The organism is Bacillus sp. 007/AIA-02/001, from assembly GCF_004634455.1.
GTDB classification, from domain to species: Bacteria; Bacillota; Bacilli; order Bacillales; family Bacillaceae_G; genus Bacillus_A; species Bacillus_A cereus.
In genome coordinates this window covers 143,193-166,663 of record NZ_SEIY01000001.1, presented here as the reverse complement: position 1 = coordinate 166,663, position 23,471 = coordinate 143,193, and the positions used below count along the sequence as shown (strand labels likewise).

The following is a 23,471-nucleotide window of genomic DNA, read 5'->3' as shown; positions in this document are numbered from 1 at the left end:
TAATAAAAATCGATTTACACCAATAAATAACAATTATTCACATGTTATTTCTCCATAAAAAAAGACCCTCCTCATAAAGGAAGGTCTCGAATGTATTTCTATTATGATAAAGCAGGAGCTTTTTCAAGTAGCTCTTTCGCATCAGCGTATTGTAAGCCGTGAGCTTCTGCAACTGCTTCGAATGTTACATATCCATCTAATGTGTTAATACCTTTTAGTAATGCAGTGTTGCCTAAGCAAGCATCTTTGTAGCCTTTGTTCGCAATTTGTACTGCATATGGTACTGTTACGTTTGTTAATGCAAGAGTTGACGTACGTGGAACTGCACCTGGCATATTAGCAACTGCATAATGAACAACGCCATGTTTTTCGTAAGTTGGGTTGTCATGAGTTGTAATACGATCAGTTGTTTCGAAAATACCACCTTGGTCAATCGCGATATCTACAACGACAGAACCTGGTTCCATTGATTGAATCATTTCTTCAGTTACAAGTTTTGGCGCTTTTGCACCTGGAATTAATACTGCACCAATAACAAGGTCAGATTCTTTAACAGCTTCTGCAATGTTGTATGGATTAGACATTAATGTTTTTACTTGGTTACCGAAAATATCATCTAATTGACGAAGACGTTCTGCACTTAAGTCAATGATTGTTACATCTGCACCTAAACCTACTGCAATCTTAGCTGCGTTTGTACCAGCTTGACCACCGCCGATGATTGTTACTTTGCCGCGTTTTACCCCTGGAACGCCTGCAAGTAAAATACCTTTACCACCTTTGTTTTTCTCAAGGAATTGTGCACCGATTTGTGCAGACATACGACCAGCTACTTCACTCATAGGTGCAAGTAAAGGTAAAGAACGATTGTCTAATTGTACTGTTTCGTATGCGATTGATGCAACTTTGTTATCGATTAATGCTTTCGTTAATTCTGGTTCTGGAGCTAAGTGTAAGTATGTGAATAAAATTAAACCTTCACGGAAATAGCCGTATTCACTTGCTACTGGCTCTTTTACCTTCATAACCATATCTTGATTCCATGCTTCTTCAGCAGTTTCTACAAGTTTCGCACCAGCTTGTACGTATTCTTCATCCGTAAAGCCAGATCCTAAACCTGCTCCTTTTTGAACAAAAACTTCATGACCATTTTGTACTAAATGTACTGCTCCCGCTGGCGTCATTGCCACACGGTTTTCATTGTTTTTAATTTCTGTTGGAATACCGATACGCATGATTAGTTCCCCCTTGAGTTATGAAATGACCCCTGAATCATTTTTTTTAAAGCGCTTTCTACGCTCTTATATTTTAACATAATATCTCAATATTTGACAAAAAAATAACACGAGTTTTCCGATAGATTTAATTTTATATTAAAGGACAGTATTATCCGCACCTCTCAGCACAATGGATAAACTGTCCAATTATTCGAAACTTCATCTTATTTTATTCTATCGATGTCTATGAATAACATCCACTGCACCAGTAACTTCAATAATTGTACCGGTAATCATATCGGAATCGTCCTCACATAAAAACGAAATGGTTCTTGCAATATCTTCACCTGTTCCAGATCTACCAATCGGTGTGTTATGCTCTTTCAGCTGACGTGCTTCTTGAATAGTTGCCTCTTTCATCTCGCCTATAATATCACCAGGACATACCATGTTCGCAGTAATACCATACTCCGCTTCTTCATAAGCAACTGTTTTCGTTAATGAAACAAGTCCTACTTTCGCTGCGGCAAAAGCTGAACGATAAATCCATCCCGGTGCACTATCCGCCCCTTGAAATCCGTAATTAATAATACGGCCAAAGTTCTGTTTTCTCATGACCGGAACGACAAGTTTTAATAAATGAAATACCGCTGTTAAATTTCCCTGAATCATTTCATTCCATTCATCTTCTTCATAATCAACTAACTTTTTTCGTTCAAATACATATGGACCAGCATTATTAATTAAAAAGTCAATTTTGCCAAAACGGCTCATCGCTTCTTCTACTATTTTATGTAAATCTTCCTTTTTCGTGACATCCGCTTGCACGAATTGTAGACGCTCTTCCACATCTTTATATGTTTCTTTCATCGTTTCCATAGCCGTGGTATCGCTATGGTACGTTACTGTTACTGAATAGCCTTTAGCCAATAACTTTTCTGTTACTTGCTTTCCTAAACCTTTCGTACCGGCTGTAATGAGCGCATGTCTCACAAAACTGCCCCCTTTTAAATTGCTATACTTCATATGTAACAAGTTCTCGCTCCAATTACAACTAAAATGAATTGAAACAGAGTTTTCAAAATTCTGTAACGTTTCTGGCAAGCACGTTACCAAAATTTGTTTTATAATTAAGTTGTAAACAGTTATAAAACAGATTGGGAGGAATTTACTATGAATAATACATATACAAATATTTTAATCGCGGTGGATGGTTCTAAAGAAGCAGAAAAAGCCTTTAAAAAAGCAATTCAAGTCGCAAAGCGCAACAATGCAACATTAACAATTGCTCATATCGTTGATGTAAAAGCATACTCAGCAGTAGAAGCTTATAGCCGTGCAATTGCGGAACGTGCAAATCTATTTGCAGAAGACTTATTAGAAGACTACAAAAAAACTGCGCTTGAAGCTGGTCTTGAAAAAATTGAAACTGTATTAGAATTCGGTAATCCTAAATCAAAAATTTCAAAAGAAATCGCTCCAAATCATAAAGTAGATTTAATTATGTGTGGTGCGACTGGTTTAAATGCTGTTGAGCGTTTCCTAATTGGTAGCGTCTCTGAACATATTATTCGCTATGCGAAATGCGATGTCCTTGTTGTTCGTGGTGATGAGGAACAAGGTGAGCTTTAATTTATAGATAAAACACCAAGTCCACATAGGCTTGGTGTTTTTCATTTTATAAACTTCACTATAAACACAAGACATGCTACGACAACAACGGTAATTGCCAACACATAAGGCGGAAGAAACTTCAAAGACCATAATGCCATCATAATTGTCGCGATCGTTAAGTACGTTTGCCTTGCATCTGCTGTCATTTTTTTACGAAGTAAGAAAACGTACAAATAGCCAATTGGCGGCGTAATAAAGCAAAGAACATATATGATTTTTGATTTTAAATACCACTTTTGTTCTCCGAGTTTCTTTATATCTTCTTCTATTCTCTTATGCTCTTGCTCTCTCGCTTCTTCTACAAGCGGATTTTCCTCTTCTCCTCGCTTTTCTTTCATATAAGGAAGAAAGTGCATAAAAAAATAGTATGCAAATACGAACGCTCCAAATCCAATATTTAATCTTTCTAATGGAATATGTTCACTAAAAAAAGCAGCAGTAAGCACTAAAGACAAACAGTATGTCATCATCCAAAATGAATGTTTTCTCTTTTTCCGTTCCATTTCTTTTTCACCTTGTATATCTTTTCTTTTCGAAATCCATATAGAAATAAAGCAATCTACTACAAATAGAGCAAAAATAAATATCGCAACGTGTACTGTTTCTAAATCCTCAAATGAAAAGATATTTGGGAATGCAACGTGTAATACAATTAGCGTGTACAAAATTAACCCTATAAAATAAATACGTCTCATTTTTCATCCCTTTCTTATTTCCTAACATTACGTTAACATACATTTTTTAGAAATAGACGGACAAAATATATATGTGTAAAAAAGGAGGATGCAACATGGATGATTCTGAACGTATTATTTTAGATGTGAATGGGAAAGAACTCGAAATGCTAGATACGATTCGTACTCATTTTAAAGAGAAACATGGCGTTGAACTAAGTAACGGTGCATTACTTAGAGATTTGATGGATATTGAGTATATTCGAATTACGGAAGATCGACATAAGTATGATTAAAAGAAAAACGACTGCAGGCGAATGCCATCAGTCGTTTTCTTTCTTTATTTAAGCTCTTGATGCTTCCCGCCCATACCACCTTGCTCATTGCTATCTTGGTGTACAGTTAGTTTATTTGTTTTCGTATCTTTTAAAACTCTATATGTATATGATTCATTTGGTTCATCTTTAAACTGCACATTCATTCCATACGAATCCATTTTGCTATAAAAGGCCGGTTTTATATATAAAATATCACTTTCTTTATATCCTTTATCTTGCAAATGCCACATCGTTGCGATAATCGCTTCTTCTCGCTTTTCTTTTTCACCAACATACATATATTTGTCCAAAAGAAACACTTTAGCATTTGCAATTAAACTAATTACCAGTACAATGATAAACACTATTTTTTTCATAGACTTCCCCTAAATTGTTATTTTTTACTATATTGTAACTTAAATATTATTAAAAAACAAAGTACGCCAGACTTTACTAGACTGGCGTACTTCCCAACTCAATTCTTAATAAATTCTTTCGTTAACCCCTTCGCCTTCTCCAAAGCGTTTTTGATTTGTTCAAATCCTGTTCCACCCGAACTATTACGACGCTTTACAGCCGCATATGGTGAAAGAACTTCATACAAATCTTCTTCAAATAAAGAGCTCATTTCTTTATATGTTTCAAGCGGGACATCTAATAAATAAATTCCTTTTTGTGTGCAATATAGCACTAACTTCCCAACAATTTCATGAGCTTGACGGAATGGTAGTCCTTTGTTTGCTAAATAGTCGGCAATTTCTGTTGCATTAGAGAAATCTTGCGTCACAGCTTGCCCCATTTTTTCTTTGTTTACAGTCATCGTTTCAAGCATGCCTGCCATAATATGAAGGCATCCTTCTACTGTTTTTACTGTATCAAACATTCCTTCTTTATCTTCTTGCAAGTCTTTATTGTAAGCGAGCGGTAATCCTTTCATTACTGTAAGTAAACTGAATAAATTACCGTATACTCTGCCTGTTTTACCACGGATTAGTTCCGCCATATCCGGATTTTTCTTTTGCGGCATAATGCTGCTTCCAGTTGCGTATTGATCGCTCATTTCAATAAATTGAAACTCTTGGCTACTCCATAAAATAAGTTCTTCACAAAAGCGCGATAAGTGCATCATAAGCAGAGATGAGTTACTTAAAAACTCCAAGATGAAATCACGATCGCTTACTGCATCTAAACTATTTTCATATATTCCATTAAATCCAAGAAGCTCCGCACTATATTCTCGGTCAATCGGGAATGTCGTCCCAGCTAGCGCTCCTGCTCCTAATGGGGAGATATTAATACGCTTTAACGAATCTTCATAACGATTTACATCACGCTCTAACATCCAAAAGTAAGCGAGAATATGATGAGCAAATGAAATCGGCTGAGCACGTTGCAAATGCGTATAGCCAGGCATAATCGTTTCAATATTATTTTCTGCTTGATGAACAAGAACAGTTTGCAATTGTTTTGTAGCTTTTATAATATGTTCTACCTTTTCTTTTAAATACAAATGCATATCTGTCGCTACTTGATCATTACGACTTCGGCCAGTGTGAAGTTTTCCTCCTACTTCGCCAATTTGTTCAATTAACATTTTTTCGATGTTTAAATGAATATCCTCTGCTTCTACTAAAAATTGTAGCTTATTCTCTTTTGCTTCTTTCAATAAATATTGAAGACCTATCTTTATTTTCTCTGCTTCTTCTTTCGTAACGATGCCTTGCTTTGCTAGCATCGTTACGTGTGCAATACTCCCGTTTATATCTTGATTTACTAATTGTTGATCGAAAGAGATGGATGCTCCAAACTCTTCAACCCACGCTTCCGCTTCTTCAGTAAAACGTCCGCCCCAAAGTTTGCTCACGCTTCCACCTTCTTTTGATTCACTTGGCTGTATACTTTCGTCGGTAAACCAAATAATGAAATGAATCCAACTGCTGCATCATGATTAAATTCGTCCTGGGCAGTATATGTTGCTAATTTTTCATCGTATAAAGAGTATTCAGATTTACGTCCTTCTACAATCGCATGACCTTTAAATAATTTCACACGCACTGTACCTGTTACATTCTTTTGCGTTTCTTGTAAAAATGCATGAAGCGCTTGTTTTAAAGGTGAGAACCATAAACCGTTATAAATAAGTTCTGTTATTTTCTGTTCAATCACTGGTTTAAAATGCGCTACTTCTTTTACGTGTGTTAAATCTTCCAACTCTTTATGCGCAGTGATTAACGTCATTGCTGCTGGACATTCGTATACTTCACGAGATTTAATACCGACAAGACGATTTTCTACGTGATCAATACGTCCAACGCCGTGTTTTCCAGCAAGCGCATTTAACGTTTTAATTAATTCTGCAAGTGAATATGCAGTGCCATTTAAAGTAGTCGGTACGCCCGCTTCAAATCCGATTTCTACAAACTCTGGTTTATTCGGTGTATCTTCTAACGCTAATGTCATCTCATATGCATCTTCTGGCGGCGCTGCCCATGGATCTTCTAAAATTCCACATTCGTTGCTACGTCCCCATAAGTTTTGATCGATTGAAAACGGGCTATCTAAATTAATCGGAATTGGTACATCGTTTTCTTTTGCATATGCAATTTCTTCTTCACGTGACCATTTCCATTCACGTACAGGCGCAATCACTTCTAAGTAAGGATTTAATGCTTGGATAGAAACTTCAAAACGAACTTGGTCATTTCCTTTTCCTGTACATCCGTGTGCAACTGCAGTTGCGCCTTCTTGTTCTGCGATTTCTACTAATTTCTTCGCAATAAGCGGACGAGATAATGCAGAGACAAGAGGGTATTTTCCTTCGTATAATGTGTGTGCTTGCATCGCCATCAATGCATATTCGTTTGCAAATTCTTCTTGAACGTCAATCATATATGATTTAATTGCACCTACTGAAAGTGCCTTTTCCTTTACAAATGCTAAGTCTTTACCTTCCCCTAAGTCTAAACAAAGCGCGATAATATCATAATTCTTCTCTTGTAACCATTTAATTGCAACGGAAGTATCAAGACCTCCGGAATATGCTAATACAACTTTTTTCTTCTCCATTTTGCATCCCCCTAAAGAATAAATATTCATTTTCTTTTATAATAATTCACACTTTAACACCTTTCACAAAATGTATCAAGAGTCATTTTCAAATTTTTTCAAACAATTTCGTCGAACTTCTTTCTGTTTTTCTGTACAATATAAGCAGGAAAACGGGGGTGAACTTATGGAAAAGTATTTCTTATACGATGAACATCTAGGAATTGAAATTCCACATTTACAAGAAGACTGGGAAGAAATCCCCGAAAAAATGCAACATGCTATTTTACTAAAATGGGAACAAGTTCGCGGGAAAATTCCTGATCGTATAAAAGAACTTGAGCACTATATTAATAAAAAACAACATTATTTAAATAACGAAGAAGACTTCGAAGTTTCTTGTAAACTAAATTCAGAAATTGCCGATCTTGCTTCCATCATTAATGACCTTTGGCTTTGGTATCGACTCACTCAAAATGTATCTGAGGGGAAAGCACACCAATGAAAAAAGCATGCCCCTCAATTACTTTGGGTCATGCTTTTTTTGTCGTAACATGATTTACAATATATCTCTTGTGCTGTTTTTGCCAAACACACATCAAAAGGGCCAACTAATATACTTCTTTCTTTCGGCAACTTTACAAAAGCAACAAGCTCTTCTTCATATTGAATTTTTTTCTGACATGAAATACATATTAATTCTTTTCTTTTGAACATTTCTTTTAGCATACCTTCACTCTCCCCTTCATCTATCTATATTAATATACTCTCATAATAGTTAAGACTTGTAAAAAAATGACACATTCCGAATCGAATGATTCATATACTATGTACAAAAGGAGGTCTACAGCTTATGCGTGCTTTCGTTATTATCGCTTTAACTTTTTTAAGTGTGATTAGTTGGGATGCGTTTTTCAAAGATAAAAGTGATGAAAAGAATACAACGGAATAAAACCTTTTTTTCTTACTTATTGGACAAACCGTTACAAACTGTCCAATCCTCCGAAATAACTTAGGCTTTTCTACAAAAATATTTAAACATAACATTTTTTGTAGATTCCCTCCGTTTATTGTCGGTTTCCATCCGCATACATTTTTTAAAAGTATGATATAATAGTATAAATCTTGAAGGAAGGGATTTTGATATCATGATCGCTCGAAGGAGCATGTGGCATCGTATTGACGAATCATACACGTAGCGTATTTTTCAGCTCAGATACTTTAGTCTAGCGAAAAAAATACGAGAGTGGGGAAATTATGATTGCCCGAAGGATAATTTGGCAAAAAAAAGACTCTTCTTACACATAGCGTTTTGTTTAGGACTTAATTGTTACTAACTAAACAAAACAAAGAAGAGCAGGATTGCTAAATGAAGAATCCTACTCCACGTTTTGTTTAGTCGTTTTAAGACTTAAACTAAAACGAAGGTAGGGAGAATTGATGGACGAGAGGATTATTCGTTATTTCTTCAGCGACATATAGCGTAGTTAGTTTTTTCGTAAACTAACTGAAAGCTACATGTGAGCTCGTAGTTAGTTTACAACACAAAAAGGACTACTAACTACGGAAAGAAGGAATAACGATGAGGAACATCCAAAGTCGGCAAATTATTAAAGAAATTTTTATGGTTTTAATCGGTTCATTTATTTTAGCAGCAGCGCTATATCACATTCACTTCCAAAACCACTTAACAGAAGGTGGCTTTGTAGGAATTGCACTATTCATTCAAAACTTTTATGATATTTCACCATCTATTTCAACTGTATTAATGGATATCCCAATTATTTTACTGTGTGCTTCATTTTTAGGTAGAAAAATGGTTGGCTATTCATTCCTAGGTTCAATTTCATTCGGAGTATTTTATTCCTTTATGGAAAATTATTCTCCATTTACGGTAGATTTATCAAATAACTTATTTATAGCTGCAGTAGTTGGCGGTGCGTTAGCTGGTATTGGACTCGGTTTTATATTGCGATTTGGCGGTGCAACCGGTGGAGACGATATTTTAACAATTGTATTAAGTAAACGAACTCGTTTTACAATTGGGCAAATTTTCTTCGTCTTTGACGCGATTGTTCTTGCGCTTTCATTATATTATTTAAATTGGACAGAAATTGCTTTTACTATTCTTTCGATTGCCGTACAGGCAAAAACATTGGATTTAATTTATTATCCAAAAACAGAAAAAACAGCAGAAAAGCAGCCAGTATCTGTTCCAATGTCTAAAAAACATGCAACAAATTAAAAAAGCGAAAGGCTTCGGCCTCTCGCTTTTTTTATGCTCTTTTTTCTTTCTCGACTATATGGCGCACTTGATAAAATCTATTTGCAAATTCAGTAACGTTTCTTGTTAAACGATAATTCACTGTAGATCCAATTGCCATTCCAATTACCGGTATACCTTGGAATAATTTACGACGAAGAGCATAAATCGAAAATGTCTTCAAAATTTGTTTTAACACAACCTCAGTAGAAGCTGTTTGTAGCACTGCTTCGTCTCCTTCGTAGAAGAACGAATCTTCTTGCTCCAGCTCTTGCAATAAATTGTACCATGCGTATTGCTGAAGTCTTCCTGGTAGTAATGACGCATGAAACACCTTTAACGCAAGCATCATTTCATACGGCTTGTTCACATCATGTCCAAATGATGTTGCAATAAGTTGGACTGCCTTCACATTTAATGCGATCATAACCGGAAAATCCGCCGTTAATAATAATAAACCTCCAGCACCTGTTGCCCCGCCTTGTACAAATGAATATAGACGATGACGTGCTGTTTGCTGCTCTGCTATGTATGTTAATTGATCAATAGATAATGCTTTCAAATCTTCAAGCTGTTCAATCGATTCATCAAATAATCTTGATGTTCCTAAAATCCGATTACGTGCATCTAACTGTGCTTGTGAACTTTGAATAAATGCATGCAAATGAAAGAGCCATCCATCTGCTTTCGTGAAGAATTCTTTTCGCTTTTTCTCAGGTAATTTCGCAACTGTAGTATGTAACCATTTATCAAACACTTTTTGAAAATCGGTCGCTTCTTGCTCAACTAATTGCGCTTCCCATTCTTTTATATTGTCTAAAATGGCTTGTTCTCGCTTCGATCGCATCGTAACAACCACCTCGTTCGATTTTTTTCTATTGTAACATATTTCTGCTTATTCTTTGCAAATATGCTTGTCTATCTTTATTCACATACCATTTTTGAATGGCATAAAATATTAACAAAAAGGATGAGATAAATCACATGAATCTATCCGATATAAAAAAAGAATATAATGCGGTATTCAGCTTAGGACAAAACTGCTGGCCTGCTTGGGCATTATATCAATTAGAATTATCACCATTTTTTGGCGTTATTGATTTTATGCTAAGCCCCTCATTAGAAAAAGTGAATGTATTATTACAAAATCGATTTGACCGCTTTTTAAATTTCGAAAATTTATCCTTCATCTCATTTTGGGATGATGATGCAAAATTAAGATTAAGGGACAACCTTTATGAAATTGACTCCTGTCATGACTTTAAAACAGATGTAAACACACCAACTTCTTGGCCTTCTTATACAGAAATTAAGTTAAATTATGAACATCGTATTAATCGTTTTCTAGCTACAATTGAAACGGCCGAATCCATATTATTTATTCGAACTGGAGGAACATATGAAGAAGCATGTTCCCTAGAACAAATTTTATCTCAAATCGTTACACATACATTCTCTGTCCTGTTACTAATTCCTGCCGATATACCAACTATCACCCAAGAAGATTGGGGATTACAACGTGTTTGCGTTATGAAATGTCCTATTATGGATGTATACCAATACAATGAAGCATTTTGGAAAGACTTATTTGATGGCATTACAATTAGACCACATTCTTAAATACATGACACCTTTACTACAAAACATATTATAATCTTCCTTATACAAAAAAATAAGGAGTGATTGTATATGTATCCACGTGCAAAGGCTTTTGGCATTGCTATACATCACGGGCGTCTTCTCGTACAAGAATATCATTCAGCCGATGAAACATTTTACCGACCTCTTGGTGGTTCAATTGAACTTGGTGAACAATCAGCACATACCGTTATTCGTGAATTTAGGGAAGAGCTTCATACAGAAGTGGAAATCACCAATTATTTAGGTTGTTTAGAAAATGTCTTTCATCTAGATGGAGACATTGGTCATGAAATTATTCAACTATATTCTTTGCGTTTATTAGACACGTCACTATATGAAATGAAAATATTAAATATACAAGATGAGGAAACAGTAGCATATGCGAAATGGATTCCTATTACGGCATTCATTCAGAAAGAAAAAATATTATATCCGGATAGAGTTTTAAAATACATCCAAAAGAAAAAAGACGAAATCCTATAGGATTTCGTCTTTTTTTCATATATTAACCAATATCTCCAAGACGTAGTACGTCACGAGCAATCATAACTTCTTCGTCAGTTGGAATTACGATAATTTTTACTGGAGAGTGTGGGAAGCTGATGAATGCTTCTTCACCGAATACGTTATTACGTTTTGCATCGAAGTATACGCCCATGTACTCAAGGCCTTCTAATACGCGCTCACGAATAATCGCACTGTTTTCACCTACACCAGCTGTGAAGATGATTGCGTCTACACCTTTCATACGAGCAGTGTAAGAACCGATGTATTTGTGGATACGGCTTACGAATACATCAAGTGCTACTTTCGCACGGTGGTCGCCTTCTTCTTCTTTCGCAATGATGTCACGTAGGTCACTAGAGTAACCAGTAAGACCTAACATACCACTCTTCTTGTTTAATACGTTAACTACTTCTTCTACTGTTTGGCCTGTTTTTTCCATGATGTATGGAATTAACGCAGGGTCAAGGTTACCAGAACGTGTACCCATTGTTACACCAGCAAGTGGAGTGAAGCCCATAGAAGTATCAATAGATTTACCGCCTTCTACTGCTGCGATACTTGCACCGTTACCTAAGTGACAAGAAAGTAAGCTTAAGCTTTCAATTGGACGACCTAATAATTCAGCCGCACGCTCAGTTACATATTTATGAGAAGTTCCGTGGAAACCGTATTTACGGATGCCGAATTTTTCATAGTACTCATATGGTAAGCTGTATAGGAATGCAGATTCCGGCATTGTTTGGTGGAATGCTGTATCGAATACTGCTACTGCTGGTACGTTTGGTAATACTTCTTGGAATGCTTTAATACCAACAACGTTTGCTGGGTTATGAAGTGGTGCTAAATCGCTTAATTCTTCGATATCAGCTAATACTTCATCAGTAATTAAAACAGAGTCAGCAAATTTTTCGCCGCCGTGAACAACACGGTGACCGATACCGCCAATCTCATCTAGAGATTTAACGATTCCGTTTTCAGTTAACTTTTTAAGAAGCATATTAACTGCTACTGCGTGATCTGGAATGTTTGTAATTTCTTTTTGTTTTTCGCCATCTACAGTAATAGTGAAGATACTATCTTCTAAACCGATACGTTCTACTAAACCTTTTGTTAATACTGTTTCACTTGGCATTTCAAATAATTGGAATTTTAAGGAAGAGCTTCCTGCGTTAATCGCGATGATTTTTGACATCTAGTCTTTCGCCCCTTTTTCTCTTGGTAGTTGTGTGGATGTTTCCACAAACCGCTCGATTTTATCTGATCAAATTCACTAAATATGAAAACGTTTCATCATTAGCAAATTTTATACTCACGATTTTAATTTAAACATCGTCCGACATATATTTCAAGTGAAAAAATTGTAACACCAAGAAAAAATATATATTACAGATTTCAAAAAAATTCAGTTAAATCTTGTATATATTTAAAAATATGACATATTATATAAAACTGTACTACATAAATCACTAATGCTGTTACATATACCTAGCTTTATTTATGTGTTGCAAACCAAGTATTTAATTGATCCATAATGTCTTCCATCGCCTTCATGTTAGAGAATTTAGGCAACTCCACTAATAACGCCTGTTTTGGCATTGTTACATTAGCGCCTTTCTTTTGGAGAACAAATATACTTTTTGCATTTTTCTCGTTTTTAAACATGGAAACAGGAAGCTGTAATAACCCTTGAATAAAGCATGTTTCTTTAATAAATGCATGTAATTTCGGTGCTTGGTCACTTTCAAAAATGAAGTTTGGTACTAAGAAGAATAAGTAACCGCCCTCTTTCGTATGTTTCACACTTTGTTCAATAAATAAGTGATGGGCATACGACATTCCTTCATCTGCTTTTAATTTATATTCACTTGCACCGATTTCGTTTGGATAATAACCAACTGGCAAGTCTGAAACGACTGCATCAACTGGATCGATATAAAGTGGTGCTAGTCCATCTTGATGGAAGAATTCGATTGCATGCTTTTGTAAATTTGCATTTACTAAAGCAAGTTTAATTAGCACTTCATCCACTTCTACACCAAATCCACTCATTGTTAGTCCTTCTTTAGCGCTATTAAACACTGTAGTCATTAAGTTACCTGTTCCAATTGCAGGATCTAAAACTGTAATTTCATTTTGACCTTGCATAAATTTATGGAATAAGTAACTCATGAACATCCCAACTGCATCAGGTGTCATTTCGTGATTCGCTTGTACGCCTTCTTTCATTCCTTTTAAGATGGCTAACTGAAATGCTTTACGAATTTCTTCACCTTTATATGTTTCTTCATTAAACGTACTATATTCACGATTCAGCCTTTCAATTGCTGATTCGGATAATTCCTCTTGTAAAATCGCTCCCTCAAACAAGTTATCACCTGTTTCTACAAGCGCCTCTAAATATGTTACATCTAATTCTTTACGTAAAACTACCGCAGAAGAATCAAAAATAGAAAATAATGTTTCTACTGTCTGACTCACGTACATTCCTCCTTCTCTCTTTTACACATAACTTATATCATACCACAAAGTGATTTTTTCCAAAAAGAAAAAGCGACCTCCTGTAAAGAGCTCCCCTTTAGTTATATATGATATAACGTTTTTTCTCATATATCGATGCCGTTACAGAGCAATATATGAGAAAAAACGACCTCTTTATAAGAGGTCATTTTCTTCACATTACTTCGCAGATTTAGCTGCTTCTAATGCTGCTTCATAGTTTGGATGGCTTGTACCTTCGCTTACGTATTCTACGTAAACTACTTTGTCATTGCTATCTACTACGAATACTGCACGAGCAAGTAAACGAAGTTCTTTCATTACTAAGCCGTAAGCTTCACCAAATGAAAGGTCGCGGTGGTCAGAAAGTGTTACAACATTTTCTAAACCGTTTGCTGCACACCAGCGTTTTTGAGCGAATGGTAAATCAGCGCTAATTGTTAATACTTTCGCGTTTTCAATACCTGCTGCATCTTGGTTAAAACGACGTGTTTGTGCATCACACACACCTGTGTCGATTGAAGGTACAACACTAATTAATTTCATTTCGCCTTTGTATGTTTCTAAACTTACTGGAGATAAGTCGTTTGCTAATACTTGGAAGTTTGGCGCTTGATCGCCAACTTTAACTTCTGTTCCAACTAAAGTCATTGGATTACCTTTAAAAGTTACGTTTGCCACTTGAAAATCCTCCCTTATTTAAACAAAATATGTACAATGTAAATGATAGTTTGTCCCTATCGATAATGCAAATAAAATCGCTTTATTTACAAAAAAATTAAAGAAGCTAACCTATTGATTAGCTTCTTTATTGGTTAAATTTGAAATTCAGGATCATCTTCTTTTCGTTTATCCATCATTTCTTTCACTTTATCAACAGCTTGTGGCGCTAATTCAATTATTTTATCGATGACATGTGTTTGTTTATCTAAGTGCAATACTTTCACACCATCTCCATTTATAACAAGAAAAGCAACAGGATTAATAGAAACTCCTCCACCACTTCCCCCGCCAAATGGATGGCGGCCTGAATGTTCTACTTTACCAAATTCACTTCCACCAGCAGCAAATCCGAAACTTACTTTCGAAACAGTAAGAATTACACTTCCATCTGCCGCTTTAATTGGGTCACCAACAATTGTATTTACATCAGTCATTTGTTTTAAATGCTGCATTGCTGTTGTCATTAAACCTTGAATTGGATGGTCCATTCTATATCCCCCCTATGCTTGAACAGATTTTTCTGTCATACCAGATCTTTGCTTCCTCATAAATATGAGCAATTTCACCGCTGTTTTTATAGTGCGGAATATACGAAAAGATGCTGTTAACTCACATCTTGATGCAAATCCTTTTCCTTGAAAAACTGGGGTAATTTCAAATTCTGGTACGTCGACAATATGCATATATTGTCCGACAACTCCAGCAGCCATACCTTTTGTCCCCCATGCATATCCAGTGACAATTCCAGTACTAGCTGCGTCGCCTGCTCCAATTTGTGTATGCCATTTCCAACCATTGATTTTCACTCGTTTGAGAAAATCTTTAACAATAGTATGAACTTCTTGAAGCTTTTTTATCAGTTCACCAATGCTGTCAAGTTGCGCCATAATTTTATTATCGAGTCCGCCGTCCTCTTCAGCTTTTTCGATTTTCTGTCCTGTCTTTTTCTGCTGTTTTTCAATTCTTTCCAACACATCAAATGTATATCGAATCATCCATATTTTCACTTGAAGCAAACATTTCTTTTCCATTTCTGAATATAAAAATGTCACCTTAAGCTTTATTTTTGACAATAGTATAAACAAAATAAAAAGAAGAAGAATTATTATTCCAATTACGAGCCACTTCATACGTATCATCCTTTCACTCCGTACCCATTATCGACAACTTTATTCATCATTAAACAGAGTTCTATAAGATTGAATATAAAAATTTTTCTAAAAATAAAAAGGTATTTTGACATTTTATATCGAAATATATTATTTGAACATATCATCAGGGAACGGACTCTAATGATATGTAGCACGAAAAACAGAAAATTTAACTGCAGTGGAGGGATACATAATGGCAGATCGTCGCAATTTATTTTTCTTTTATGGTGATGACAAAGCAACGCTCGTTGAAAAAATGAAACCAATCTATCGTATTTTAGAAGAGAATGGATTTACCATATTAGATCATCCAAAAAATGCAAACGCTATCGTCAGTGTTGGAGATGATGCAACCTTCTTACAAGCCGTTCGTAAAACTGGTTTTAGGGAAGATTGCTTATACGCAGGGATTTCTACGAAAGATGAAACTTCGTTCTACTGCGATTTCCATATTGATCACGTTGATACAGCCCTTCAAGAAATTACAAAAAATGAAATTGAAGTGCGTAAATATCCAACAATTCAGGTAGATGTAGATCACAGTACATCTTTCCATTGTTTAAATGAGTTCTCATTACGTTCTAGTATTATAAAAACATTCGTTGTAGATGTTCACGTTGATGATTTATATTTCGAAACATTTAGAGGTGACGGTTTAGTAGTTTCTACCCCAACAGGAAGTACTGCTTACAATAAATCATTGCATGGCGCAGTTGTTGACCCACTTATTCCATGTTTCCAAGTAAGCGAACTAGCATCTTTAAACAACAACACTTACCGTACGCTCGGTTCACCTTTCATTTTAAATCACGAACGTACATTAACTTTAAAACTAAGACCAGACGGTAACGATTATCCCGTTATCGGCATGGATAACGAAGCGCTTAGCATTAAACAAGTGGAAAAAGCTGTTGTACGCTTAAGCGATAAACAAATTAAAACAGTTAAATTAAAAAACAATTCTTTCTGGGAAAAAGTACAGAGAACGTTTTTATAGGATTAAAATAACCGCAGAATTATGGAATTCCATAATTCTGCGGTTATTTATTTGCCCCGATTGGCGCGGACAATACTCTCTTACTATCCACCCGTTATTCTTGTCAGTTTTTGTCGGTAAGTCGATATATTTTAATAATCGCTCATATATTTTTACGCATTTTTTCTATAGACAACTTGGCCATCTATTACGGTCATTTCTGCTTCTACTTCTTTTATTTCTTCTGCCTCAATTTCAAAAATATTGCGTTCTAATATTGTAAAGTCTGCTTCATATCCTTTTGTAATTTGCCCTCGCTTCGCTTCTTTTCCGATTGCATAGGAACTTCCTGTTGTAAATAAAGAAACAGCCTCATAAACCGTTAATCTCTCCTCAGGCATATAGCATACACCGTCAATAAAACTTCTACGTGTAACAGCGCTATATATACCTAGAAACGGATTTACTTGTTCAATGGGGGCATCTGAGCCACCATTACAATGTAGCCCTGCTTCCAGTAATGTCTTCCAAGCATACGCATAACGAAGACGGCGCTCTCCTAGTTTTTCAATGACTGACGGAAAATCTGATGAAAGAAAGACTGGCTGTATATCTATAATGACTTGCAAGTTTTTCATTCTTTCAATTAACTCCTCACGAGCAAGCTGACAATGAATAATGCGGTCACGTAACCCTTTTGCTGGTGGATATAATTCGAGTGCATCAATGACATATTCAAGCGATAAATCACCGATAGTATGAATCGCAACTGGCATATGTAAATCTCGTGCTTTCTTCACTAATTCTGCAAGTTCTTCACATGAGAAAATCGCAACCCCATTCGTTTCCTTCGCATCTTCATACGGTTCACTTAATAATGCTGTTCTTCCGCCAAAAGAACCGTCAGAAAAAATTTTCATTGCCCCAAATTCAATATAATGTTCATTTTCATATTCTTTTCGTTCATGTGCTACTTCATGGTGAACGAGCAAATGGGCTTTAAATGGCATTTCTTTTATCACATGAGAAAACGCATTATGCGTTTTTCTAAAACCACCATAATAATTTAAATCTTCCGTATGCCCGCCAACAAGTCCGTATTTCCAGCAATCTTTAATCGCTGTTTGCAGAGCTCTTTGTAAATAAGCTTCATCAATTTCTGGCTGAACATGTTTAATTAATTCTTGCCCTTGTTCATATAAAAGTCCTGTTAACTTATTTGATGAATCCCTGCCAATTTTCCCGCCTTTTGGATTTTCTGTCGCTTCTGTTATATTCGCTTCTTGCAGTATGTATGAATTCACCCATGTAACGTGACGACAAACTCTCTTTAATAAAATAGGCTGGTCTTTCGAAATTTCATCTAAATCACGCGCGTGAACATCTTTCGTATCTGTAAAGTTATTTTCATTCCATCCTTCTCCAATAATCCAAGAGCCCTTTGGAGCTTCTTCCACTTGCTTCTGAACGAGAGCCAGTACTTCGCTATAAGATGTACAATTTGATAAATCTAGACGGAGTAATCTCTCTCCATGCCCAATAAGATGCATATGGCTATCAACGAGACCTGGAATCATTGTTTTTCCTTTTAGGTCATGTAACTTTACGTTTGAATATCTGCTTTCTAATTCTCCCTTATTACCAGCATCAACAATTATGCCGTTTTCAACGTAAACAGCGTCCACTTTTTCATTTTCTTCTCTCATTGTGTAAATGGTGCCGCCATACCAAATTTCTCCCATATATCCCATCTCCTTTATTTTTTATTGTATAAAAAAAAAGCACCAGTTCAAAACATGGTGCTTTTCTAAAAATTACTTTTGTTCAGTAGTAGACGTTGTAACTTGCCATTCAATATTAAATTTATCTTTTACTTGTCCGTATGCTGGGCTCCAGAATGTTTCTTGAAGTGGCATGATAACTTCTCCACCTTCTTGTAACTTATCGAATACTTCTTTTGCTTTTTCTGCATTACTAATTTGAATTGCGATTGTTACTTGAGATCCGATTGCATGTCCTTGACCTGGGAATGTATCAGAAATCATAAGATCCGTATTACCAACTTTTAAAGTAGCGTGTAAAACGCGCTCTTTCGCTTCAGCTGGAATCGGGTATTCTGGATTTTCAGGCATGTCACCAAAAGTTTGCATGACTTCTACTTTTGCATCTAAAGCCTCTTTATAAAACTGTACAGCTTCTTGCCCACTACCATCTAAAACTAAGTACGGATTAATACCTAAAATCATACGGACACCTCTTTTTTAAGTTTATAAAATCGAACTTGTGTTCGTTTTTATATTATCATTGTTTTGCATTTCATTCAACTATTTACTTCACTGTTTTCAAAATTATTTTGACGGAATCTCCATCTCTTGTTTTCTAAGTTCAATACGGCGAATTTTTCCAGAAATCGTTTTTGGTAGTTCATCTACAAATTCAATTTTGCGAGGGTATTTATATGGTGCAGTAAGTTCTTTGACGTGTTGTTGGAGTGTTGGAATTAATGTTTCTTCGTTCTTTTCTATATTCTCTCTTAATACGATAAATGCCTTCACGACACTTCCACGAATTTCATCAGGACTTGCGACAACTGCACATTCTCTTACGTAAGGATGTTTTACAAGTGCATCCTCTACTTCAAACGGCCCGATTGTATAACCAGAGCTAATAATGATATCATCACCGCGCCCTTCAAACCAGAAGTAGCCGTCTTCATCTTTCTTCGCTTTATCACCTGTAATATAATAATCACCGCGGAATTGCATCGCTGTACGTTCATCGTCTTTGTAATATTGTTTAAAGAGGGCCGGCGTTTCAATGTGAACTGCAATATCACCAACTTCGCCTACTTTAACCGGAGTACCTTCCTCATTTACGATATCGACGTGGTTACCTGGCGTTGGTTTCCCCATTGATCCTGGTCTAATATCCATCCCTTTCATTACACCAACAAGTAATGTATTTTCCGTTTGCCCATAGCCGTCTCTTACTGTAATATGAAAGTGCTTTTGGAACGTTCCAATGACTTCTCTATTTAATGGCTCACCTGCTGATACAGCGCTATGTAACGCCTCTAAATTGTACTGGCTTAAATCTTCTACCTTTGCCATTAATCTATACTCAGTCGGTGTACAACAAAGCACATTCACCTTATTATCGTCTAATAAGTTCAGGTATGTTTTCGGTTCAAACTTACCGTGATATACAAATCCTGTTGCCCCTGATCCTAGCGTTGCTAAAAACGGGCTCCAAATCCACTTTTGCCAGCCTGGACTAGCTGTTGCCCATACAATATCATTCTCTTCAATTCCGAGCCAATTTGGAGCGCTCGTACGTAAATGAGCGTATGCCCACGCATGTGTATGAACGACACCTTTCGGATTTCCTGTCGTTCCTGACGTGTAAGATAAAAAGACCATATCTTCTTTATCTGTCTTCGCCATTTCTAACATGTCACTCTCTGTTTCTAACGCTGTTTTTAAATTAATCCATCCATCTACTGACTGCTCGCTCAGGACAAATTTTCGAAGAGATTCCATCGCTTCTATATCATCAAACTGCCTAATATACGGCTCATAGCTTACTATCGCTTTTACTTCTCCATGTTCAATTCGATATTCTATATCTTTTTTACGTAACATTTCCGAGCTTGGAATTACGACAAATCCTGCTTTAATAGCAGCAATATACGTCATGTACGCTTCAATTAAACGCGGCATCATAATGAGAAGCTTGTCCCCTTTTTGCAAACCACTTTTTATAAAAGCGTTTCCAATTTTATTCGCACCTTGCATTAATTCAGCGTATGTAACTTCCCTTCGATTCCCTTTATCATCTTGCCAAATTAAAGCTAATTTCCCTTTATCACCCGTATATTTCTCTATTTCAGAAACTAAATTATAAGACGGTGGCGCCAACAATTCTTCTCGCTTCATAAAATATCCTCCCTTTTCTTTATGCCTCCTTTATATAATAAAGAATTTTCTGTTAATTTTGAACCCTCTTCTTTTGACAAATTTTTCAGTTCTGTCGAATTAGTAAACGAAATTACATCAACTTACCGACAAATGGCAACACAAAAAAGAAAGAGCGGGAGAACCCGCTCTTTCTAAGCCATCATATGGGATTATTTTTGGTAACCGCCTAATTGTTGCTCAGCTAGTGAAACTAGACGTTTAGTGATTTCACCACCAACAGAACCGTTAGCGCGAGCTGTTGCATCAGCTCCAAGTTGAACACCAAACTCTTGAGCGATTTCGTATTTCATTTGGTCTAATGCTGATTCAGCACCAGGAACCGCTAATTTATTTGTGCTACGTGACATGTTATATCACCTCCTTGTGAGTATAGAGTGTGATAAATAACATGACTTCATACACGTTTTAGATATGGTAATTTATGGTTTTAGAAAAGTTCTTCAAATTTTTCTTCTTCCGCCACTACTTCTACCGTTTGTAATACCATTGTTTCTTTGTTCGCTACAGCTTCATCGATTAATGGCGTGAAATCGTATTTCGCTTCAAAGCGATTTGCTTTTTCACGTTTCGGCTTCGTCGCTGGGCTTGCTGGTGTAAATACAGTACAGCAATCTTCATATGGACGAATTGAAATATCATACGTGCCGATTTCTTCAGCGATTTTAATAATCTCTAATTTATCCATCGTAATAAGCGGACGAATAACTGGGTAGTTTGTTACTTCGTTAATCGTATGCATACTATCTAACGTTTGGCTTGCTACTTGCCCAAGACTTTCACCAGTCGTAATTGCAAGTGCGTTACGCTCCTCAGCAATACGCTCTGTAATACGCATCATCATACGGCGCATAACCGTCATTGAATAGCTAGATGGGATTTCTTTATTAATCGTTTTTTGCACTTCTGTAAACGGAACAAGGTGAAGCGTTACTCGTTTACAATACTTCGTTAACTCTTGCGCTAAATCGATTACTTTTTGTTTTGCACGCTCACTTGTGAAAGGTGGACTATGGAAGTGAACTGCTTCCACAGATACGCCGCGTTTCATCGTTAAGTACGCTGCTACTGGGCTATCAATACCACCAGAAAGAAGTACCATTACTTTTCCGCCAACGCCAACTGGTAAACCGCCAGCTCCCATACGCTCATCACACATAATGTAGCTATAACCACTGCGAATTTCTACACGTACATTTACATCTGGATTATGAACATCTACAGTAATATCTTCTGTATTTTCTAGAATGTGTCCACCAATCTCAGGTAATAATTCCATCGTTCTCATTGGGAAATGCTTATAAGAACGGTGTACAGTAATTTTAAATGTTTTCACATCGCCTTTTACTTGTAAGAAAGCTGCTAATGCACCTTTTTTAATGTCTTCTAATTCTGATGGTACTTTCATCGCTAAGTTAAACTTATGAATACCAAATACATCTTTCAATCTTTCAGATACCGCTTCATGATCTTCGCCATTTAATTGGATGTACATACGGTCATGTGTTGCATCGATTTTAATATTTGGGAATTTTTTCAGTTTGAACTTCACGTTATCTTTTAATGTGCTTACAAATTTAGAACGGTTCTTACCTTTTGTCGTCATTTCTCCATAACGCACTAAAATATATTCATATTTCAACATAATTTCTTTACCTCATCACTTCATATAATTTTGGCAGCGTCTCTTTTACAATACCTTCAAATTGTTTTACTTCTTCCATTGTGTTTTCTGGTGCCAAACTAATACGAATAGCGCTTGCAGCTGCTGCATGCGGCACTCCCATTGACACTAACACTCTGCTCACTTCATTTGCTTTTGAAGAACAAGCAGATTTCGTTGACACATATACACCGTGTTCTTCTAAAGCATGAACGACTACTTCTGGTTTTAAACCAACAAATGATACATTTAAAATGTGCGGTGCTGCATATGCAAGCGACGTGTTAATCGTTACATCTTCCATCTCTTTAAAGAAACGAACAAGCTCTGCTTGTAAACTTTGCAAATGAGCTACCTTTTCTTTCACTTGTTCCATTGTCATGCGAAGTGCTTTCACCATCGCTACAATGCCAGGTAAATTTTCTGTACCAGAGCGATACTTAAGCTCTTGTTGACCACCTGATAAAATCGGATCTAATCTTACGCCATCGCGTACATAAAGAAGACCTGTTCCTTTTACACTGTGGAATTTATGTCCAGATATTGAGCAAAGATCAATATGAGAAGCATATAAATCAAGCGGTACTTTTCCTATCCCTTGTACATGATCTACATGGAATCTTATTTTCGGATGATTCGATAATAACGTTCCAATTTCAGCAACAGGCTGAATTGCTCCAGTTTCGTTGTTCACATGAATAATTGACACAAGAATCGTATCTTCACGAAGCGCTCGTTTCACATCTTCTACCGATACAACACCATGCTCGTTAACCGGTAAGTATGTTACATCAAACCCGAGTTCTTCTAATTGCTTATATGCTTCAAACACAGACGCGTGTTCAATATTTGTTGTAATGATATGTTTACCACGCGAACGATTCCTCATCGCTATCCCTTTAATCGCAAGGTTATTTCCTTCCGTTCCACCTGATGTAAAAATAATTTCAGAAGGTTTAACACGAAGAAGCTGCGCTGCAATCGTTCTTGATTGTGTTAATAGACGCTCTGCCTCTCCTCCAAGCGAATGAATAGAAGAAGGATTACCAAAATATTTCCCAGCAACCGTCACGTACGATTGAAGAGCTTCTGGATATGGCTTAGTCGTCGCACTATTATCAAAATAGATCATCGTTCTTCCCCTTTCAGC

General features: G+C 36.3%; 26 protein-coding genes. 7 read left to right on the top strand and 19 right to left on the bottom strand.

Annotated elements, in window-relative coordinates; all coding sequences use genetic code 11:
- Positions 1-101: 101 nt before the first annotated feature.
- Both ald and ES895_RS00900 read right to left on the bottom strand, forming a co-directional pair.
- The gene (gene ald / locus ES895_RS00905; protein ID WP_001219402.1) at positions 102-1,235 is read right to left on the bottom strand and encodes an alanine dehydrogenase; all 1,134 of its coding nucleotides are present in this window, start codon (positions 1,233-1,235) and stop codon (positions 102-104) included.
- 216 nt (positions 1,236-1,451) lie between these two features.
- Positions 1,452-2,243, bottom strand: a complete 792-nt coding sequence (locus ES895_RS00900; RefSeq protein WP_002062486.1) for an SDR family oxidoreductase — start codon at positions 2,241-2,243, stop codon at positions 1,452-1,454.
- Positions 2,244-2,390: 147 nt separating this feature from the next.
- On the opposite strand from ES895_RS00900, the gene ES895_RS00895 reads away from it, so the two are divergent.
- Entirely contained in the window at positions 2,391-2,849 is a 459-nt protein-coding gene (locus ES895_RS00895; protein WP_001066673.1) for a universal stress protein, read from the top strand.
- A 41-nt stretch (positions 2,850-2,890) separates the two neighbouring features.
- Here ES895_RS00895 and ES895_RS00890 read toward each other — a convergent pair whose 3' ends face one another.
- Positions 2,891-3,586: a hypothetical protein gene (locus ES895_RS00890; RefSeq protein WP_001252886.1), complete on the bottom strand. Its 696-nt coding sequence runs from the start codon at positions 3,584-3,586 to the stop codon at positions 2,891-2,893.
- Between the two features lie 95 nt (positions 3,587-3,681).
- Here ES895_RS00890 and ES895_RS00885 point away from each other — a divergent pair, with 95 nt between their 5' ends.
- Positions 3,682-3,861 (top strand): hypothetical protein, encoded by a 180-nt coding sequence (locus tag ES895_RS00885; protein ID WP_000342765.1) that lies wholly within the window; start codon positions 3,682-3,684, stop codon positions 3,859-3,861.
- A 44-nt stretch (positions 3,862-3,905) separates the two neighbouring features.
- Here the strand turns inward: ES895_RS00885 and ES895_RS00880 are convergent, their stop codons facing one another.
- The 3 genes from ES895_RS00880 to ES895_RS00870 all read right to left on the bottom strand — a co-directional run bounded on the left by ES895_RS00880 (position 3,906) and on the right by ES895_RS00870 (position 6,948).
- Entirely contained in the window at positions 3,906-4,259 is a 354-nt protein-coding gene (locus ES895_RS00880; protein ID WP_000724675.1) for a DUF3139 domain-containing protein, read from the bottom strand.
- 98 nt (positions 4,260-4,357) lie between these two features.
- Entirely contained in the window at positions 4,358-5,746 is a 1,389-nt protein-coding gene (gene argH / locus ES895_RS00875; protein WP_000041280.1) for an argininosuccinate lyase, read from the bottom strand.
- Entirely contained in the window at positions 5,743-6,948 is a 1,206-nt protein-coding gene (locus ES895_RS00870; RefSeq protein ID WP_000412315.1) for an argininosuccinate synthase, read from the bottom strand. Before ES895_RS00870 ends, argH begins: the two co-directional genes overlap by 4 nt.
- A 166-nt stretch (positions 6,949-7,114) precedes the next feature.
- Here ES895_RS00870 and ES895_RS00865 point away from each other — a divergent pair, with 166 nt between their 5' ends.
- A complete protein-coding gene (locus ES895_RS00865; protein WP_000417216.1) occupies positions 7,115-7,432 on the top strand; it encodes a hypothetical protein in 318 nt (105 codons plus the stop codon).
- A gap of 14 nt (positions 7,433-7,446) precedes the next feature.
- On the opposite strand, the gene ES895_RS00860 is transcribed toward ES895_RS00865, so the two are convergent.
- The gene (locus ES895_RS00860; protein WP_000910674.1) at positions 7,447-7,656 is read right to left on the bottom strand and encodes a hypothetical protein; all 210 of its coding nucleotides are present in this window, start codon (positions 7,654-7,656) and stop codon (positions 7,447-7,449) included.
- A gap of 853 nt (positions 7,657-8,509) precedes the next feature.
- Between ES895_RS00860 and ES895_RS00855 the strand changes: the two genes are divergently transcribed.
- Positions 8,510-9,172: a YitT family protein gene (locus ES895_RS00855; protein WP_001244515.1), complete on the top strand. Its 663-nt coding sequence runs from the start codon at positions 8,510-8,512 to the stop codon at positions 9,170-9,172.
- Between the two features lie 31 nt (positions 9,173-9,203).
- On the opposite strand, the gene ES895_RS00850 is transcribed toward ES895_RS00855, so the two are convergent.
- Entirely contained in the window at positions 9,204-10,037 is an 834-nt protein-coding gene (locus ES895_RS00850) for an EcsC family protein (protein ID WP_001256853.1), read from the bottom strand.
- 137 nt (positions 10,038-10,174) lie between these two features.
- Here ES895_RS00850 and ES895_RS00845 point away from each other — a divergent pair, with 137 nt between their 5' ends.
- Positions 10,175-10,810, top strand: coding sequence for a DUF1796 family putative cysteine peptidase (locus tag ES895_RS00845; RefSeq protein WP_001053732.1), 636 nt, complete (start codon positions 10,175-10,177; stop codon positions 10,808-10,810).
- A gap of 69 nt (positions 10,811-10,879) precedes the next feature.
- Positions 10,880-11,314 (top strand): NUDIX hydrolase, encoded by a 435-nt coding sequence (locus ES895_RS00840; RefSeq protein WP_098207154.1) that lies wholly within the window; start codon positions 10,880-10,882, stop codon positions 11,312-11,314.
- 22 nt (positions 11,315-11,336) lie between these two features.
- On the opposite strand, the gene ackA is transcribed toward ES895_RS00840, so the two are convergent.
- From ackA to ES895_RS00815, 5 genes are all read right to left on the bottom strand, one after another.
- Positions 11,337-12,530 (bottom strand): acetate kinase, encoded by a 1,194-nt coding sequence (gene ackA / locus ES895_RS00835; protein ID WP_000034575.1) that lies wholly within the window; start codon positions 12,528-12,530, stop codon positions 11,337-11,339.
- A gap of 299 nt (positions 12,531-12,829) precedes the next feature.
- Entirely contained in the window at positions 12,830-13,816 is a 987-nt protein-coding gene (locus tag ES895_RS00830; protein WP_000084367.1) for a class I SAM-dependent methyltransferase, read from the bottom strand.
- A gap of 198 nt (positions 13,817-14,014) precedes the next feature.
- Positions 14,015-14,515 carry a thiol peroxidase gene (tpx, locus tag ES895_RS00825; RefSeq protein WP_135238133.1) on the bottom strand — a complete coding sequence of 167 codons (501 nt, stop codon included), beginning with the start codon at positions 14,513-14,515 and terminating at the stop codon, positions 14,015-14,017.
- Positions 14,516-14,649: 134 nt separating this feature from the next.
- Entirely contained in the window at positions 14,650-15,045 is a 396-nt protein-coding gene (ytfJ, locus tag ES895_RS00820) for a GerW family sporulation protein (protein ID WP_000350003.1), read from the bottom strand.
- 12 nt (positions 15,046-15,057) lie between these two features.
- On the bottom strand, positions 15,058-15,696 hold the full coding sequence (locus ES895_RS00815) for a DUF2953 domain-containing protein (protein ID WP_002101410.1): 639 nt from the start codon (positions 15,694-15,696) through the stop codon (positions 15,058-15,060).
- A gap of 205 nt (positions 15,697-15,901) precedes the next feature.
- Here ES895_RS00815 and ES895_RS00810 point away from each other — a divergent pair, with 205 nt between their 5' ends.
- A complete protein-coding gene (locus ES895_RS00810; RefSeq protein WP_000785186.1) occupies positions 15,902-16,705 on the top strand; it encodes an NAD kinase in 804 nt (267 codons plus the stop codon).
- A 152-nt stretch (positions 16,706-16,857) separates the two neighbouring features.
- Here ES895_RS00810 and ES895_RS00805 read toward each other — a convergent pair whose 3' ends face one another.
- From ES895_RS00805 to ES895_RS00780, 6 genes are all read right to left on the bottom strand, one after another.
- Complete coding sequence (locus ES895_RS00805; RefSeq protein ID WP_135238132.1) at positions 16,858-18,426, bottom strand: amidohydrolase; 1,569 nt, start codon at positions 18,424-18,426, stop codon at positions 16,858-16,860.
- A 72-nt stretch (positions 18,427-18,498) separates the two neighbouring features.
- Entirely contained in the window at positions 18,499-18,930 is a 432-nt protein-coding gene (locus ES895_RS00800) for a VOC family protein (RefSeq protein WP_000600350.1), read from the bottom strand.
- 102 nt (positions 18,931-19,032) lie between these two features.
- On the bottom strand, positions 19,033-20,619 hold the full coding sequence (gene mbcS / locus ES895_RS00795; protein WP_098938303.1) for an acyl-CoA synthetase MbcS: 1,587 nt from the start codon (positions 20,617-20,619) through the stop codon (positions 19,033-19,035).
- Positions 20,620-20,810: 191 nt separating this feature from the next.
- Positions 20,811-21,008 carry an alpha/beta-type small acid-soluble spore protein gene (locus ES895_RS00790; RefSeq protein WP_000091640.1) on the bottom strand — a complete coding sequence of 66 codons (198 nt, stop codon included), beginning with the start codon at positions 21,006-21,008 and terminating at the stop codon, positions 20,811-20,813.
- 80 nt (positions 21,009-21,088) lie between these two features.
- Positions 21,089-22,303 carry a tRNA uracil 4-sulfurtransferase ThiI gene (thiI, locus tag ES895_RS00785; RefSeq protein WP_000922341.1) on the bottom strand — a complete coding sequence of 405 codons (1,215 nt, stop codon included), beginning with the start codon at positions 22,301-22,303 and terminating at the stop codon, positions 21,089-21,091.
- A 7-nt stretch (positions 22,304-22,310) separates the two neighbouring features.
- Complete coding sequence (locus ES895_RS00780) at positions 22,311-23,453, bottom strand: cysteine desulfurase family protein (RefSeq protein WP_000638991.1); 1,143 nt, start codon at positions 23,451-23,453, stop codon at positions 22,311-22,313.
- Positions 23,454-23,471 lie beyond the last annotated feature (18 nt).

Bases quoted from the DNA above. Each gene is read 5' to 3' on its own strand.
- ES895_RS00810 (WP_000785186.1), top strand. From the start codon at position 15,902: ATGGCAGATCGTCGCAATTTATTTTTCTTTTATGGTGATGACAAAGCA.
- ES895_RS00865 (WP_000417216.1), top strand. From the start codon at position 7,115: ATGGAAAAGTATTTCTTATACGATGAACATCTAGGAATTGAAATTCCA.
- ES895_RS00855 (WP_001244515.1), top strand. From the start codon at position 8,510: ATGAGGAACATCCAAAGTCGGCAAATTATTAAAGAAATTTTTATGGTT.
- mbcS (WP_098938303.1), bottom strand. From the start codon at position 20,619: ATGAAGCGAGAAGAATTGTTGGCGCCACCGTCTTATAATTTAGTTTCT.
- ES895_RS00860 (WP_000910674.1), bottom strand. From the start codon at position 7,656: ATGCTAAAAGAAATGTTCAAAAGAAAAGAATTAATATGTATTTCATGT.
- ES895_RS00840 (WP_098207154.1), top strand. From the start codon at position 10,880: ATGTATCCACGTGCAAAGGCTTTTGGCATTGCTATACATCACGGGCGT.
- ES895_RS00805 (WP_135238132.1), bottom strand. From the start codon at position 18,426: ATGGGAGAAATTTGGTATGGCGGCACCATTTACACAATGAGAGAAGAA.
- ES895_RS00870 (WP_000412315.1), bottom strand. From the start codon at position 6,948: ATGGAGAAGAAAAAAGTTGTATTAGCATATTCCGGAGGTCTTGATACT.
- ytfJ (WP_000350003.1), bottom strand. From the start codon at position 15,045: ATGGACCATCCAATTCAAGGTTTAATGACAACAGCAATGCAGCATTTA.
- ES895_RS00900 (WP_002062486.1), bottom strand. From the start codon at position 2,243: ATGAAGTATAGCAATTTAAAAGGGGGCAGTTTTGTGAGACATGCGCTC.
- ES895_RS00895 (WP_001066673.1), top strand. From the start codon at position 2,391: ATGAATAATACATATACAAATATTTTAATCGCGGTGGATGGTTCTAAA.
- ES895_RS00780 (WP_000638991.1), bottom strand. From the start codon at position 23,453: ATGATCTATTTTGATAATAGTGCGACGACTAAGCCATATCCAGAAGCT.
- ES895_RS00845 (WP_001053732.1), top strand. From the start codon at position 10,175: ATGAATCTATCCGATATAAAAAAAGAATATAATGCGGTATTCAGCTTA.
- ES895_RS00880 (WP_000724675.1), bottom strand. From the start codon at position 4,259: ATGAAAAAAATAGTGTTTATCATTGTACTGGTAATTAGTTTAATTGCA.
- thiI (WP_000922341.1), bottom strand. From the start codon at position 22,303: ATGTTGAAATATGAATATATTTTAGTGCGTTATGGAGAAATGACGACA.
- ES895_RS00815 (WP_002101410.1), bottom strand. From the start codon at position 15,696: ATGATACGTATGAAGTGGCTCGTAATTGGAATAATAATTCTTCTTCTT.
- ackA (WP_000034575.1), bottom strand. From the start codon at position 12,530: ATGTCAAAAATCATCGCGATTAACGCAGGAAGCTCTTCCTTAAAATTC.
- ald (WP_001219402.1), bottom strand. From the start codon at position 1,235: ATGCGTATCGGTATTCCAACAGAAATTAAAAACAATGAAAACCGTGTG.
- ES895_RS00890 (WP_001252886.1), bottom strand. From the start codon at position 3,586: ATGAGACGTATTTATTTTATAGGGTTAATTTTGTACACGCTAATTGTA.
- ES895_RS00885 (WP_000342765.1), top strand. From the start codon at position 3,682: ATGGATGATTCTGAACGTATTATTTTAGATGTGAATGGGAAAGAACTC.
- ES895_RS00800 (WP_000600350.1), bottom strand. From the start codon at position 18,930: ATGATTTTAGGTATTAATCCGTACTTAGTTTTAGATGGTAGTGGGCAA.
- ES895_RS00790 (WP_000091640.1), bottom strand. From the start codon at position 21,008: ATGTCACGTAGCACAAATAAATTAGCGGTTCCTGGTGCTGAATCAGCA.
- ES895_RS00850 (WP_001256853.1), bottom strand. From the start codon at position 10,037: ATGCGATCGAAGCGAGAACAAGCCATTTTAGACAATATAAAAGAATGG.